This window comes from Actinoplanes sp. NPDC051494, from assembly GCF_044454705.1.
GTDB lineage: Bacteria > Actinomycetota > Actinomycetes > Mycobacteriales > Micromonosporaceae > Actinoplanes.
Genome location: NZ_JBITDZ010000009.1, coordinates 321,765 through 334,615 on the forward strand (window position 1 = coordinate 321,765; position 12,851 = coordinate 334,615).

The 12,851-nt window shown below is 69.3% G+C and carries 16 protein-coding genes and 1 tRNA gene; 10 read left to right on the top strand and 7 right to left on the bottom strand.

Annotation, left to right across the window (positions count from 1 at the left end; translation table 11 throughout):
• Positions 1 to 58: 58 nt before the first annotated feature.
• Positions 59 to 1,525, top strand: a complete 1,467-nt coding sequence (eccB, locus tag ACIA6A_RS29015; protein ID WP_396101061.1) for a type VII secretion protein EccB — start codon at positions 59 to 61, stop codon at positions 1,523 to 1,525.
• 47 nt (positions 1,526 to 1,572) lie between these two features.
• Here eccB and ACIA6A_RS29020 read toward each other — a convergent pair whose 3' ends face one another.
• Positions 1,573 to 2,184: a hypothetical protein gene (locus ACIA6A_RS29020; RefSeq protein WP_396101062.1), complete on the bottom strand. Its 612-nt coding sequence runs from the start codon at positions 2,182 to 2,184 to the stop codon at positions 1,573 to 1,575.
• 128 nt (positions 2,185 to 2,312) lie between these two features.
• Between ACIA6A_RS29020 and ACIA6A_RS29025 the strand changes: the two genes are divergently transcribed.
• Complete coding sequence (locus ACIA6A_RS29025; protein WP_396101063.1) at positions 2,313 to 2,843, top strand: peptidylprolyl isomerase; 531 nt, start codon at positions 2,313 to 2,315, stop codon at positions 2,841 to 2,843.
• Between the two features lie 25 nt (positions 2,844 to 2,868).
• On the top strand, positions 2,869 to 3,753 hold the full coding sequence (locus ACIA6A_RS29030; RefSeq protein ID WP_396101064.1) for a rhomboid family intramembrane serine protease: 885 nt from the start codon (positions 2,869 to 2,871) through the stop codon (positions 3,751 to 3,753).
• On the opposite strand, the gene ACIA6A_RS29035 is transcribed toward ACIA6A_RS29030, so the two are convergent.
• Positions 3,716 to 4,156, bottom strand: coding sequence for a PH domain-containing protein (locus ACIA6A_RS29035; protein WP_396101164.1), 441 nt, complete (start codon positions 4,154 to 4,156; stop codon positions 3,716 to 3,718). The two genes, ACIA6A_RS29030 and ACIA6A_RS29035, sit on opposite strands and share 38 nt — an antisense overlap.
• Positions 4,157 to 4,202: 46 nt before the next feature.
• Here ACIA6A_RS29035 and ACIA6A_RS29040 point away from each other — a divergent pair, with 46 nt between their 5' ends.
• On the top strand, positions 4,203 to 5,333 hold the full coding sequence (locus ACIA6A_RS29040; RefSeq protein WP_396101065.1) for a thiolase family protein: 1,131 nt from the start codon (positions 4,203 to 4,205) through the stop codon (positions 5,331 to 5,333).
• A 58-nt stretch (positions 5,334 to 5,391) separates the two neighbouring features.
• Positions 5,392 to 5,823, top strand: coding sequence for a hypothetical protein (locus ACIA6A_RS29045; RefSeq protein ID WP_396101066.1), 432 nt, complete (start codon positions 5,392 to 5,394; stop codon positions 5,821 to 5,823).
• Here ACIA6A_RS29045 and ACIA6A_RS29050 read toward each other — a convergent pair.
• Both ACIA6A_RS29050 and ACIA6A_RS29055 read right to left on the bottom strand, forming a co-directional pair.
• Complete coding sequence (locus tag ACIA6A_RS29050) at positions 5,820 to 6,695, bottom strand: transketolase family protein (protein WP_396101068.1); 876 nt, start codon at positions 6,693 to 6,695, stop codon at positions 5,820 to 5,822. The two genes, ACIA6A_RS29045 and ACIA6A_RS29050, sit on opposite strands and share 4 nt — an antisense overlap.
• Entirely contained in the window at positions 6,692 to 7,351 is a 660-nt protein-coding gene (locus ACIA6A_RS29055; RefSeq protein WP_396101069.1) for a transketolase, read from the bottom strand. Before ACIA6A_RS29055 ends, ACIA6A_RS29050 begins: the two co-directional genes overlap by 4 nt.
• 49 nt (positions 7,352 to 7,400) lie before the next feature.
• Between ACIA6A_RS29055 and soxR the strand changes: the two genes are divergently transcribed.
• Positions 7,401 to 7,841 carry a redox-sensitive transcriptional activator SoxR gene (gene soxR, locus ACIA6A_RS29060; protein WP_396101070.1) on the top strand — a complete coding sequence of 147 codons (441 nt, stop codon included), beginning with the start codon at positions 7,401 to 7,403 and terminating at the stop codon, positions 7,839 to 7,841.
• Here soxR and ACIA6A_RS29065 read toward each other — a convergent pair.
• Positions 7,825 to 8,421, bottom strand: coding sequence for a vancomycin high temperature exclusion protein (locus ACIA6A_RS29065; RefSeq protein WP_396101071.1), 597 nt, complete (start codon positions 8,419 to 8,421; stop codon positions 7,825 to 7,827). The two genes, soxR and ACIA6A_RS29065, sit on opposite strands and share 17 nt — an antisense overlap.
• 84 nt (positions 8,422 to 8,505) lie before the next feature.
• Here ACIA6A_RS29065 and ACIA6A_RS29070 point away from each other — a divergent pair, with 84 nt between their 5' ends.
• Positions 8,506 to 9,372 (top strand): lysostaphin resistance A-like protein, encoded by an 867-nt coding sequence (locus tag ACIA6A_RS29070; RefSeq protein WP_396101072.1) that lies wholly within the window; start codon positions 8,506 to 8,508, stop codon positions 9,370 to 9,372.
• 33 nt (positions 9,373 to 9,405) lie between these two features.
• Here the strand turns inward: ACIA6A_RS29070 and ACIA6A_RS29075 are convergent, their stop codons facing one another.
• A complete protein-coding gene (locus ACIA6A_RS29075) occupies positions 9,406 to 10,317 on the bottom strand; it encodes a LysR family transcriptional regulator (RefSeq protein ID WP_396101073.1) in 912 nt (303 codons plus the stop codon).
• 72 nt (positions 10,318 to 10,389) lie between these two features.
• Here ACIA6A_RS29075 and ACIA6A_RS29080 point away from each other — a divergent pair, with 72 nt between their 5' ends.
• The 3 genes from ACIA6A_RS29080 (at position 10,390) to ACIA6A_RS29090 (ending at position 12,307) form a co-directional block, all read left to right on the top strand.
• Positions 10,390 to 11,328 (top strand): DMT family transporter, encoded by a 939-nt coding sequence (locus ACIA6A_RS29080; RefSeq protein WP_396101074.1) that lies wholly within the window; start codon positions 10,390 to 10,392, stop codon positions 11,326 to 11,328.
• Between the two features lie 89 nt (positions 11,329 to 11,417).
• Positions 11,418 to 11,960: a hypothetical protein gene (locus ACIA6A_RS29085; protein WP_396101075.1), complete on the top strand. Its 543-nt coding sequence runs from the start codon at positions 11,418 to 11,420 to the stop codon at positions 11,958 to 11,960.
• 35 nt (positions 11,961 to 11,995) lie between these two features.
• A complete protein-coding gene (locus tag ACIA6A_RS29090) occupies positions 11,996 to 12,307 on the top strand; it encodes a hypothetical protein (protein ID WP_396101076.1) in 312 nt (103 codons plus the stop codon).
• 120 nt (positions 12,308 to 12,427) lie between these two features.
• On the opposite strand, the gene ACIA6A_RS29095 is transcribed toward ACIA6A_RS29090, so the two are convergent.
• Positions 12,428 to 12,515, bottom strand: a tRNA-Ser gene (locus tag ACIA6A_RS29095).
• Positions 12,516 to 12,851 lie beyond the last annotated feature (336 nt).

The window sequence follows — 12,851 nt, forward strand, 5'->3', positions numbered from 1 at the left end:
CCCCATGTGACCTCGGGGACCTTTACAGTGACGGGGTTGCACCGGGGAGGTCATTCACGTGCCGTCGAGGCAAGATCAGCTGCATTCGTACCAGTACTCGCAACAGCGGGTGGTGGCGGCGCTGGTTACCCACGATCCGGATCCGCACCGGTCCCCGCTGCGCCGGGCCGGGACAACCGTGCTGGTCAGCCTCGTCGTGGCGGCGCTGGCCGTCGGTGGCGCCGCGGTCTACGGCCTGATCAAGGGCAACGGGACGGTCGACGCCGACAAAGAGGACGTGGTGTGGCTGGAGAAGGGCACCGGGGCCCGCTTCGTCTACGTCGCGTCGGACAGCAAGATCCACCCGGTGCTGAACTACACGTCGGGCCTGCTGATCGCCAACGCCGCGGCACCCCAGCTGAAGAACGCGTCCCGGGAAAGCCTGGCCAAGATCCCGCTGGGTGACCCGCTCGGCATCCCGGACGCGCCGGATTCCCTGCCCGACGCCAAGAACGGCCTGCTGCCCAGCCGCTGGACGGTCTGCACGTCGCTGCCCGAGGGGTCGGAGGGCGGCGGCGCCCGCAGCGTGGTGTCGATCGGCGTCCCGGTCACCGACGGCACGCTGCTGCCGGTGCCGAAGGCCGACACCCCGGGCTCCGAGCTGCGCGGGCTCCTGGTCACCGACACCGCCGGCCGGGCGTTCCTGGTCTACAACAACAAGCGGTTCCTCATCCCGGCCAACCGCCTCCAGCAGACCCAGGTGCGGTTCGGGTGGACCCAGGCCGCGCTCGAGGTCTCGCCGGCGTGGCTCAACTCGGTGACGTTGGGCCCGGACCTCAAGGCCCCGAAGATCGACGGCTTCAGCAACGCGTCGTCGGCGATCAACGACACCCGGATCGGCCAGCTCCTGCAGATCAGCGGCCCGAACGGCAGCGTCCAGTGGGGTGTGGTGCTCGACGACGGGGTGGCCGACCTCACCGAGGTGCAGGCCACGCTGATGCAGACCGAGCCGAACGCGAGCTCGCTGCAGACGATGGACCTCAACCTGTACAGCCAGCTGCCGCACTCGAAGACGAACATGGTCAGCGCGGCCAACGCCGACGGCCTCCCACCGGCGTTCCCGGTGCTGCTCAACGGCCCGGGCACGGTCTGCACCAACTACGACGGCGGCAACGGCGGGTCGATCAGCATCCGGATCGGCTCGGCGGTGCCGCAGGGCACGGCGGTGACCGGTGAGCCGGCCGTCGCGGGCGGCGTGCAGGCCGACGAGGTCCTGGTGCCCCGCGGCAAGGGTGCGCTGGTGGTCTCCGCGGCATCGCCGGACGCCCCGGCCACCTCCGGGACGGTCAGTGTGATCACCGACACCGGCCGGCGATACCCGCTCGCGAGCCGCGACCTGCTGGGCAAACTCGGCTACGGCGGCGTCCAGCCGCAGGCCATCCCGGGACAGCTGGTCGCCCTGCTGCCCCAGGGCCCGGCCCTCGACCCGGTGCGCGCCCGGCTGTCGAACGCCTCGGAGGACGAGGACAAGGACAACGGAAACTAGAAACGGCCCCCCGAGGTGATCGGGGAGCCGTTCCGAGGATCTGTGGGTTACCGAGGGGTCGTCGGGATGACCGGCTCGGTCTCACCGACGGGGGTCGGGAATCCGGACGGACCGGAGAGGTCGGCCGGCTCGAACGCGGCGTCGTCGGCTGCGGCGGTGGCCGTGGTGTCGACCGGGCCGGTGGGGTCGTACTCGTCCCACTGGTCGGTGCGGCGCTTGCGCACGAAGTAGGCGCCCGCGACGCCGACCGCGGCACCGATCAGGGCGAGGCCCACGAGCTTGCTGCCCGTCGAGCCCTGCTTGCGGCCCAGCGCCTTGTTCGCCCGCTTCTCGAGCTTCTTGGCGTTCTTGCGGCCGGCCTTGGTCGTCTTCTTGTTGACCTTGGCTGACTTGGCGCTGACCTGCTTGGCGTTCTCGGTCGCGGCGGCGACCAGCGGGCTCAGCGTCGCGACGGCGCTCTCCCAGCCGGAGGACGCGGCACCCTTGGCGCGATCCGTGGCGGGCTGCACCCGGTCGCGGGCCGCGGAGATCCTGGGCCCCACGGTCGCGCTGGTCTCCTGCGCGGCGAGCGAAACCGCCTGCCTGAAGTGGTCAACGCTCTGACCGAGCTCGTTCTTCATCTTGGCGTTGCGGTTCTTACGTCGCATAGTTGCGAACACCAGTGCCACCTCCTGTGGTCTCTCCCATGTCCATGCTGCCCCCTTGGGTACCCCCGCGTAGCCCGTTCCAACACATGGGGCAGGATCCGAACTGCAAAGAATTTGACCCTGCGCCGATAGGAGTAACCGTGGCTGACAAGCTTTACGCCACCCTGCACACCAACCACGGACCGATCCGGCTCCAGCTGTTCCCGGATCACGCGCCGGCGACCGTGCGTAACTTCGTGGAGCTCGCGGAGGGCACCAAGGACTACGTCGACCCGCGGACCGGCCAGAAGGGCTCGGGCCCGTACTACGACGGCACCATCTCGCACCGGGTCATCGCGAACTTCATGGTCCAGATGGGTGACCCGACCGGCACCGGCCGTGGCGGCCCGGGCTTCCAGTTCGCCGACGAGTTCCACCCGGAGCTGCAGTTCGACCGTCCGTACCTGCTTGCGATGGCGAACGCCGGTCCGGGCACGAACGGTTCGCAGTTCTTCATCACGGTCAGCCCCACCCCGCACCTCAACCGGCGGCACACCATCTTCGGCCAGGTCGCCGACGAGCAGTCCGCCAAGGTCGTCGACTCGATCGGCACCACCGCCACGGGCCCCGGTGACCGTCCCAAGGAGGACGTCGTCATCGAGCGCGTGGAGATCGAGCGGGTCGCCGCTTAGTGGTGAGCCCAGGTACCGTTGATGCATGAGTGAGTCCCCGGTGACGGCGCCCGTCTGCTATCGGCACCCGTCCAAGGAGACCTACATCCGGTGCACCCGCTGTGAGCGGTCCATCTGCCCGGATTGCATGAACGAAGCCTCGGTCGGCCATCAGTGCCCTGAGTGCGTCGCCCAGGGGCGGCGCACTCAGCGGTCGGCCCGCACCGCGTTCGGCGGCAGCGCGGCCGGTAAGGCCGGCACCGCCACCAAGACCCTGATCGGCATCAACGTCGTGGCGATGGTCTTCTCGATCATCTCCGGGGGTTCCGGGGCGGTCGCCGGCGGCGGCATGGGCGGCCTGCTCGGCGGCAGCACCCCGCTGACCAGCTGGGGCGGCGTCTGGACGTATTACATCGCGGGCAACAACGAGTTCTACCGCCTGTTCACCGCGATGTTCCTGCACTACGGCGTGATCCACCTGCTGCTGAACATGTACGCGCTGTGGATCCTCGGCCGGCAGCTCGAGGGCGCGCTCGGCCCGCTGCGGTTCACCGGCCTCTACCTGCTGGCCGGACTGGGCGGCAACGTCGCGGCGTACGTCTTCACCGGTATCGACGGCGGCAACACCGTCGGCGCCTCCACCGCGGTCTTCGGTCTGATGGCGGCCATGCTGGTGCTGCTCAAACGACTCAACCTGAGCGTCGCACCGATCCTGCCGGTCATCGTGATCAACGTGATCTTCACGTTCACCATCAGCGGCATCTCGGTGCCGGGTCACCTCGGCGGCATGTTCACCGGCTTCGCCGCGGCGATCGCGCTGGCCTACGCTCCCAAGGACCGCCGCGGCCTCGTGCAGGGCATCGGCCTGGGCGCGATCCTGCTGGTCCTGGTGGTCATATCGATCGCTCGGACGCTGTCCCTGACGACGTAGCCTCCTCGCGGATCCGCGCGAGGGTCGCGGCCACCTCCGCCGGGTCGGCGTTCAGCTCGTGCTGGCTGAGCAGGTGCAGGCTGTCACCGGCATCGATCTCGAGGTATTCGCTGCGGATGCCGCGGTGCGCCCGGGCGTCGACCCGCACCCGCTCGATCGCCGGCCAGCTCAGGTGACGCCGGGTCGCGAAACCGGTGACCACGGTCACGCCGTCCGGGTCCGCCACCAGCCGGACCGGCCGGATCAGGTCACGCAGCGCCCAGCCGGTCAGCCCGGCCACGGCGAGCAGCGCCAGCGCCCACTGGATCGGGTCGTCACCGCCGAACGCCACGACCAGCGCCGCGAGCGCGGCCGCGCCGATCAGTTTCGTCACGGGCAGAGCGGGCTTCAGCCGCCATTGCATTGCCGACATGCCCACCACTATGGCAGCCCGGCGTACCGTCGGCGGTATGCGAGACGCGGTGATCGTCGCAGCGGTGCGGACCCCGGTCGGAAGGCGTAACGGCGGCCTGTCCGGCGTACACCCGGTTGATCTGTCGGCCGGGGTGCTCCGGGCCCTGACCGGGCGGGCCGGCCTCGATCCGGCGGACGTCGAGGACGTCATGTGGGGTTGTGTGTCGCAGTCCGGCGAGCAGTCGTGGAACATCGGCCGCAACGCGGTCCTCGCGGCGGGCTGGCCCGACACGGTGCCGGGCACGACGATGGACCGGCAGTGCGGGTCCAGCCAGCAGGCCCTGCACGTGGCGGCCGCGACGGTGATCTCCGGCCAGGCCGACCTGGTCGTGGCCGGCGGTGTCGAGTCGATGAGCCGGGTGCCGATGGGTTCGAGCGCCGCGGGCGCCGACCCCTACGGCCCGCTGGTCCACGAGCGGTACGGCACCCGGTCGTTCAACCAGGGCCTCGGCGCCGAGATGATCGCCGAGCGGTGGCACTTCTCCCGGTCCCGGCTCGACGAGTTCGCGCTGGCCAGCCACGAGGCGGCGGCGAAGGCGCAGGACGCGGGCGAGTTCGACGCGGAGATCGCCCCGGTCGGCGCCGTGGCCCGCGACGAGGGCATCCGGCGGGACACGACGCTGGAGCGGCTGGGCGCCCTGAAGACGCCGTTCCGGGCGGACGGCGTGGTCACCGCGGGCACCGCGTCACAGATCTCCGACGGTGCCGCCGCGCTCGCGGTCACCACCTCCGAGTGGGCCGCCGCCCACGGGCTGCGGCCGCTGGCCCGGGTGCACACCGCGGTGGTCGCCGCGGACGATCCGGTGATCATGCTGACCGCGCCCATCCCGGCCACCGTGAAGGTGCTGACCAGGGCGGGGCTCACCCTCGACGACATCGGGGTTTACGAGGTGAACGAGGCTTTCGCACCCGTACCGCTGGCGTGGCTGGTGGAGACCGGCGCCGATCCGGCCCGGCTGAACCCGCGGGGCGGGGCGATCGCCCTGGGGCATCCGCTCGGCGCGTCCGGTGCCCGGATCATGACGACGATGCTGCACCACATGCGACAGAACGGCATCCGGTACGGCCTGCAGACCATGTGTGAGGGCGGTGGAATGGCGAACGCCACGATCGTCGAGAGTCTGTAATCCGTTATTCATCTCGTAACACCCGCGCCCTCCCCTGGGCGTTGCCGTTAGACGCCACATGGACGTGTTCTCCCGTACGTTCCTTCCCGCCGCCGCCGAAGCCGGGGTCACCCTCCCGACCGTGAGCCGGCACCTGCCGATCTTTCGCCGCTGCGTCGACCAGGACGACGCGACGGTGCTGGTCACCCGCTGCGCCGACCCGGACCGGCCCCGATCCGGTGAATTCCTTCTGCTGCTGACCAGCCGCCGGCTCGTCGTCACGCGGGAGACGCGCGTGCTGCGCCGCCTGCGACTGCACCTCAACGCGAACCTGCGTCACCTCAGCGATGTCACCTGGAGCCCGGACCCCATGGGCTCCACGGTGGACATCGCGGCGACGGCGGTGGACGGCGTACGCGAAAGATTCCGGGTCCGGGTCAGCGAGCCCGACCGCGTCTGGCGGTTCGACGCCCTGTTCAAGCAGGTCTTCCGCAGCCGCGTAGCGGTCTAACCGGCCAGGAACGCCACCATCGAGGCCCTCAGGCCGGCCGGATCCAGCCCGTGCCATCCGGCATGATCAGCCGGGGACCCGTAATGCCGTTGCTCGGTCCGGCTGACCCCGAGGTGCAACTCCCGATGGGGTACGTGCGAGAGCGCGGCCGCTACGACCCGGCTCGACGTGCCGGCCAGGTACGGCTCGACCACCACGATCTCCGCAGGTCGCAACGTCACCAGGGCCCCGGTGTCGAGCGGCCGCGGCGTGTTCGAGTACGCGACGGTGACGTCCAGGTCCCGGGTGGCCTCGAGCACGGCGTCGAGCATCGGCCCGATCGCCAGCACCACCGCACCGCTGTCCGACCGCTTCAGCACCGTCAGATCGTTCCCCGGGTACGCGGCCCGGTTCGCCCCGCTCGACAGCCGGATGTACACCCGGTCGTCGTGCCGGGCGGCCGCGCGGAGCAGGCCCGGCACCTCGTCGGGATGCCCCGGGACGTGCACGGTCCAGCCCTCGAGCGTGTCCAGCAGCGCCACGTCACCGGGCGACTGGTGGGTGTAACCCTCGGCCGACGCGTCGTACGAGCCGCCGATGCTGACCAGCACCGCACCCACGTCCTGGTGACCGAGGTCGAGCTTGATCTGCTCGTAGGCGCGGTCGATGACGAACGGCGCGTACGAGTGCACGATGGGCCGCATCCCGGTGAGCGCCAGCCCGCCCGCGACGCCGGTCATCAGTTGTTCGCGGATCCCGACGTTGAGCACCCGGTCGGGGTGGCGGCGCTGGGCCGGCGCGAACGCGTCGCTGGAGATGTCGGCGAGCACGAGCACGGTCCGGGGATCCGCTGCCAGCAGCGCGCTGGTCGTGGCGACGAAGGTGTCTCTCATTTCGGCTCCACCTGTGCGATGACGACCTGGGGTCCGGGCGTGCGCCGCAGTGCCGCCTCGATCTCGTCGTGGTCACGTCCGTCCACGTGCGACACCGACCAGCCCGGGAAGCGCAGCGCGATCCCGCCCGGCCAGCCGTGCGTCGACGACCGGTTGTCGATCACGATCGCGGTGAGGTCCAGGCCGGTCGCCGCCGCGTACGCGATGGCCTCGTGATTCGATCCCTCGTCGAGTTCCGCGTCGCCGAGCAGCACGAACGTCCGGGTCGTGAGGTAGCCCTGGGCGCGCAGCCCGAGCACGGTGCCGACGGCCAGCCCGAGGCCGTGCCCGAGCGACCCGGTGCCGATCTCCACGCCGGGCACCAGCACCCGGTCGGGATGGTGCCCGAGCGGGCTGGTCGCGCTGCCGACGTCGTCGAGCCATTCCGGTGGGAAGAACCCCTTGGCGGCGAGTACGGCGTAGTAGGCGGCCGGCCCGTGTCCCTTCGACAGCAGGAACCGGTCGCGGTCCGGGGCGTCGGCGGTCCCGGGGGACACCCGCAGCACCCGGTCGTAGAGCACCCACAGCACGTCGAACGTCGAGTAGGCGCTGGGCGCGTGCTTCGCGTCCGCGGTGATCCGGCGGAGCAGGTCTGGCGTGGCGCTCGAAACGGTCATAGGCTTCAGGGTGCTAGTTAAAGTTCACTTCAACTCAAGGATTCTCCGCATGGAACTTCTGACCATCGGCGATCTGGCGGCGCGCAGCGGTGTGGCCCAGTCGGCCCTGCGCTACTACGAACGCGAAGGCCTCATCAGCTCGACCCGGACCAGCGGCAACCAGCGCCGATACGAACGCCACGAACTGCGCCGCGTCTCCTTCATCCGGATCGCCCAGCAGGTCGGCGTCTCCCTGGAGGAGATCCGCACCGCCCTGAACGACCTCCCCGAGAACCGGACCCCGACCCGGTCCGACTGGGCCCGGCTGTCCGCACACTGGCGCCGCAAACTCGAGGACCGCATCACCATGATGGAACGGCTCCGCGACCAGCTCACCGGCTGCATCGGCTGCGGCTGCCTCTCCCTGGAACGCTGCAACCTGATAAACCCCGAGGACAAACTCGCCCAGCGCGGCGAAGGCCCGCAGATGATCCTCAACCCGCCGTCGTGAGCACGTCCCAGGCGGCCTTCCCACTGGCGAAATAGTCGCGGACCGACTTCTCGGCCAGCAGCGCCACCCCACACCCGTCACAGCGTGCCTTCACACCCTCGGCATCGATCCCGAGACTGCGGCACAGCGTCACCGCGCGCCGCAGGTGATAGGCCTGCGTGACCACGAGCGCCTTCGTGATGCCGTATTTCTCGTGCGCCCGCGCGCAGCTGTCATAGGTGTCCAGCCCCTGCGGGTCGGCCATCACGAGCGCCGGATCCATGCCCAGCTCCCCGGTCAAGAACCCGGTCATGGCCGCGGTTTCGTCACCCGAGTCTCCGCCACCGTCGCCGGAGACCAGGATCGCGCGAGCCCGGCCGGCGGAGACCAGCGCGGCCGCGGTCCGCAGCCGTCCCTCGAGACGTTTCTCGGGGGTACGACGGTCCGCCGCGACCTGCGTGCCCAGCACGATGACCACGTCGGCAGCCGGCGCGTCGGCCTCGTCGTGCACGTGCCCGACCGCGGAGAGCGTGGTCCACAGCCACGGCGCGCTGACCAGCACCAGGACGGCAGCGGCGACAATCAGGATCTTCTTCTTCACCGCAGGGGTCCCCCGTGAGAGCTACCCCGAGGTGTCATCCGCAGCGGGATGGGGGCAACTCTCGATCTCAATAGTTTTATCGACATGACTTCCCCCGTTGCGAAGAACCGCCTCCGCCAGTTCCGGGTCCCCGTCCTGATCGTCGCGATGGCCGCCGTCCTGGCCGGCACCCGGGGCCTGAACGTACTGGCCGCGCACAACCCGATCACCGCGGTCCTGGTCGGCTTCGCCACGGCGGTCGCGGCGCTCTTCGCGTACAAATGGCTGGCCCGCACCGTCGAGAGCCGCGAGACCGTCGACGAGCTCCCGGACGCCGGCCGCTGGACCAACCTGCGCCGCGGCCTGCTGATCGGCGCCGGCGCGCTCACCGCGATGATGCTGATCATCGGCATGTTCGGCGGCTGGGACCACATCGGCTGGGGCGGCTGGAGCGGCTTGTTCGTCACGCTCGGCATGATGGCCAGCGTCGCGGTCAACGAGGAACTCCTGTTCCGGGGCATCATCTTCCGCATCCTGGAGGAGCGCACCGGCACGGTGGTAGCCCTGGTCATCTCCTCGGTCCTGTTCGGCCTGACCCACCTCGTCAACGACGGCGCGACAATCTGGGGCACCCTGGCCATCGGCATCGAGGGTGGCACGATGCTCTGCGCGGCCTACGCCCTGACCCGCTCGCTCTGGCTCCCCATCGGCATCCACTTCGCCTGGAACTTCACCGAGGCCGGCTTCTTCGGAGTGGCGACCTCCGGCACCGAACAGCACGGCCTCTTCGACACAACGCTCTCCGGCCCGACATTCCTGACCGGCGGCGCGTTCGGCCCCGAAGCCAGCTTCACGGCGCTGCTGGTCTGCCTGGTTCCCACGGTCATCATGATCCGCAGGGCCCGTCGCTCCGGCCAGATCCGCCAGGGCAACGTGAACTTCCGCAAGCTCCGCACCCGCAAGGCCGCCTGAGAACGCCGCTTTTTTCGAAGGCCCAGCTGCAGCTCAGCTGGGCTTCCGGCGTATCCCGTCGGTGATGGCCTTGATCTGCGTCAGAACGGTGGTGACGTTGGCGCGCTCGAGGGTCTCCGGCCGGGCGAGGCAGTCGATGTGCCGGCCGAGCCCGGGGTGGGACAGTGGCCGCAGGACCAGCTCCGGGTGGTCGCGGAGGTCGGTCGTGTATCGGGGCATCAGCGCGACACACCCGCTGGCCTTGACCACCGCGGCCGCGACGAAGAACTCGTTGATCCGGTGCACGATGCGCGCGTCGGCGCCCCCGATGCCGGCGATCACGGTGATCGCCCGCTCGAGCGGAAACCCCTCGTGGACCGCCACCCACGCCTCGCCCCGGAGATCCTCCGGCACGATCGAGGAGGTCGCCGCCAGCCGATGGTCCCGCCGGACGGCGAGGTCCAGGGGCTCGAACAGGAGCGGCTCGACCCGTACCGATGCCGGCCAGGGCGGGCTGCCGACCAGCCGGTGGGCAAGGACAAGATCGTGGTCCGAGGTGAGGGCCGGGAAGCTCTCCTGGGCCACGTCGAAATCGCTCAGGCTGACCCGCGGCTGGTCAGGGGTGTTCAGGGCGGTGAGCAGCGGCCCGAAGACCGCCAGGCACGCACTGTGGAAGGCGGCCACCGAAACCGTGCCGGTCGGCTCGCTCCGAAAGTTCGCCACCGCCTGCTCGGCACGTTCAAAAGCCACTTCCACGTCGATCGCGGCCAGCGCCAGGGCCCGGCCGGCGTCGGTGAGAGCTGTCCGACGCCCATCTTTATACGTCAAGGGGGCCGGCGAGGCACGCTGCAGCGCGCTGATCTGCTGCGAGACAGACGACGGAGTGACGCGCAGAGCAGCCGCGACGGCGGCGATGCTGCCCCGGTCGCCCAGCTCTCTCAACGCGCGAAGCTGACCCAGTTCCATTAGGTCAACCTAAACTATCGGTAGCGAAATTCCTGTCTTGTCTTACCTGATGACGGCCCAGACCATGAAGGCATGATCGCTTCCCTGGCCCGGTTCCGCGTCGACCTGCTGCTGCTCGCGGTCGCCGTCTCGTGGGGATCGACCTATCTTGTGGCCAAGGAGTTGGTCACCCCGGATTCGGTGGTGGCCCTGCTGGCGCTGCGCATGCTGCTCGCGGCCCTGATCATGGCCGTGGTGGTGGCCGCCCGACGGACCCGCGTGACCGCGGCGGAGCTACGCGCCGGTGCGATCCTCGGGGTGCTGCTGACCGCGGTCTTCGCGTTCGAGACGTTCGGGATCGCCCACACCTCGGCGACGAACGCCGGGATCATCATCAGCCTGACCATCGTGTTCACCCCGCTCCTGGACACCGTGGTCTCAGGACGGCGGCTGCCCGGCCGGTTCTTCCTCGCGGCCGTGATCGCCGTGCTCGGGGTGGTGCTGCTGGCCGGCTTCCACACGCTGAGCGTCGGCGACCTGCTCATCCTGGTAGCCGCAGTCGTGCGGGCCGTCCACGTCACCTCCATGCACAAGCTCACGGCCACCAAGCCGATGGACCCGCTCCACCTGACGACGGTGCAGCTGGCGACATGCGCGGCTCTCTTCACGGCGACGTCTGTCTTCCACGGCGAATCGGTCCCGAGCTACGTTGCCCACCTGGATCCCGTACGGATGCTGCTCTTCCTCTACCTCGTCCTCATCTGCACGGTCTTCGCTTTCCTCGTGCAAACCTGGGCGGTCCGCCGCACATCGCCCTCCCGGGTCAGCCTCCTCCTCGGCACCGAACCGGTCTGGGCGGCGGTCATCGGCATCGCCATTGCCCACGACCAGCTGGGCATCGCCGGCTATTGCGGAATCGCCCTCGTCCTGGCCGCAACCGCCTGGGGCCGCTCCATCGAACAAGCCCACCGCCTGTCCCAGCCGACCACGCTTGATCGCCGCCCACCCGCTTCGCAGATGGCGAGACGTTGACCATGCCCGACGAGTCCCAGATCCGACAGGCGAAGAGTCACGGCATCGATACCTTTAGCGATGATGCGAGGTCGGGCGAGGAGGCTTCGATGACCACCGCTGTCCAGCCTTCGGCCATGCCAATCCGGTCACCGGGGACGGGGATGGAAACCGGGGTAGCGTCTCGCTACCTTGCGCCGATGACCAGTGTCGACTCAGTCATCAAAGCCATAGACATCAACCGTCCCGGCCTGTCCGACACAAAGCGGAAGCTGCTGCTGTTCTTCGCCCAAGGCCACTACCTCGCGCGCGGGCACGGCGCGTTGTTCGCCGAAGCCCTGTATGCCACCGACGACGGCGTCGACCTGGACGATCTCCTCGAGTCGGAAGCCCCCGAACCACCGCACAGTACAGCGTTGAACACCATCAACGCGGTCCTGCTGCGGTACGGCGATTTGTCGCCGGCCGACCTGCGCACCCTTGTCCAGGCGTCGCAGCCGTGGCGGCTCGCAAGGAAGTCGACGTCGAGCCCGAGGATCGAGTGGGCCTGGCTGACCGACTGGTTCCTCCGGCCCGAGGAAACCGACGACCCGGATGACGGGCGGCCCACCAACACCCAGCTCGCCGCGTGGGCTGCCCGCAGGAGCACCTGACCGGACCATCCGCCGCACCTCGCCAGGGAGGCTCGATGAGTAGCTCGGACGGACTGTGGAAACTGCACCTGTTCCCGCCGAGGGTCGAGTGCCCGGTTGACGTCGCCGGCGAGGTGCAGCACGCCTACGAGCGGTGGAAGGAATCCCGGAAGATCAACCCTGAACGGGACGCGAAAGCCATGGACGGCGGTGACCGGCACACAGCCGTGGTCCACGGCGCTCGCTACGTCGACGAAAACTTCGTCGAGCACCAGCTGATGTGCGACTACGAGATCAGGCCAGGCCTTTGGGGAGAGCCGGGCACGGTCGTCTTCGTGGAGTACGGCTTCGTCGGGTCGCTTGATTAGCCGCGCCGAGTTCCAGCCGGTCCGCCCGTTCATCCGTGCCGGCCGCCCGTCCGCGCGCGAACCCATGGTCCATACGGCAAAAAGCCCCGCTGACCTACATCTGTTAGGTAGCTGGGTGAGCGGAGGGCGTGGGATTCGAACCCACGGAGACGCGTAACGCCTCACCGGTTTTCAAGACCGGCGCCATCGGCCACTAGGCGAGCCCTCCCGGCAATGTTCGGGTCTCAGTGTGCCAGATGGGGTGGTGGGGCGCTGAGCGGACACGGGGCCCGGCCGCCGCGCCCCCGCGACGGCCAGGCCCCTGTCTTGGGGGACGTGCGTCGGGGTCAAGTTTCTGGGGGTGGGTTCGGCCAGTTCAACGGGGGCGGCCGGGTGTGGCCGTCCTGGGTCGATGTGGTGCCTGATGGGGTTCGATCCCTGAAGTTTGTGTTATCGCCTGGTCACAGTGTGCACAGCGTACGCACGAAACTTATATTAACTGTCTTAACAGGGGTTTGAACTGGGGAAACACCGCTTCACAGCACGGGTGGGGCAGTTGACAGGG

What these genes read in the sequence shown, in the direction of transcription:
- ACIA6A_RS29030 (WP_396101064.1), top strand. Translation starts at nt 2,869, where the DNA reads ATGAGTGAGTCCCCGGTGACGGCGCCCGTCTGCTATCGGCACCCGTCC.
- ACIA6A_RS29035 (WP_396101164.1), bottom strand. Translation starts at nt 4,156, where the DNA reads ATGCAATGGCGGCTGAAGCCCGCTCTGCCCGTGACGAAACTGATCGGC.
- ACIA6A_RS29040 (WP_396101065.1), top strand. Translation starts at nt 4,203, where the DNA reads ATGCGAGACGCGGTGATCGTCGCAGCGGTGCGGACCCCGGTCGGAAGG.
- ACIA6A_RS29045 (WP_396101066.1), top strand. Translation starts at nt 5,392, where the DNA reads ATGGACGTGTTCTCCCGTACGTTCCTTCCCGCCGCCGCCGAAGCCGGG.
- ACIA6A_RS29050 (WP_396101068.1), bottom strand. Translation starts at nt 6,695, where the DNA reads ATGAGAGACACCTTCGTCGCCACGACCAGCGCGCTGCTGGCAGCGGAT.
- ACIA6A_RS29055 (WP_396101069.1), bottom strand. Translation starts at nt 7,351, where the DNA reads ATGACCGTTTCGAGCGCCACGCCAGACCTGCTCCGCCGGATCACCGCG.
- soxR (WP_396101070.1), top strand. Translation starts at nt 7,401, where the DNA reads ATGGAACTTCTGACCATCGGCGATCTGGCGGCGCGCAGCGGTGTGGCC.
- ACIA6A_RS29070 (WP_396101072.1), top strand. Translation starts at nt 8,506, where the DNA reads ATGACTTCCCCCGTTGCGAAGAACCGCCTCCGCCAGTTCCGGGTCCCC.
- ACIA6A_RS29075 (WP_396101073.1), bottom strand. Translation starts at nt 10,317, where the DNA reads ATGGAACTGGGTCAGCTTCGCGCGTTGAGAGAGCTGGGCGACCGGGGC.
- ACIA6A_RS29080 (WP_396101074.1), top strand. Translation starts at nt 10,390, where the DNA reads ATGATCGCTTCCCTGGCCCGGTTCCGCGTCGACCTGCTGCTGCTCGCG.
- ACIA6A_RS29085 (WP_396101075.1), top strand. Translation starts at nt 11,418, where the DNA reads ATGACCACCGCTGTCCAGCCTTCGGCCATGCCAATCCGGTCACCGGGG.
- ACIA6A_RS29090 (WP_396101076.1), top strand. Translation starts at nt 11,996, where the DNA reads ATGAGTAGCTCGGACGGACTGTGGAAACTGCACCTGTTCCCGCCGAGG.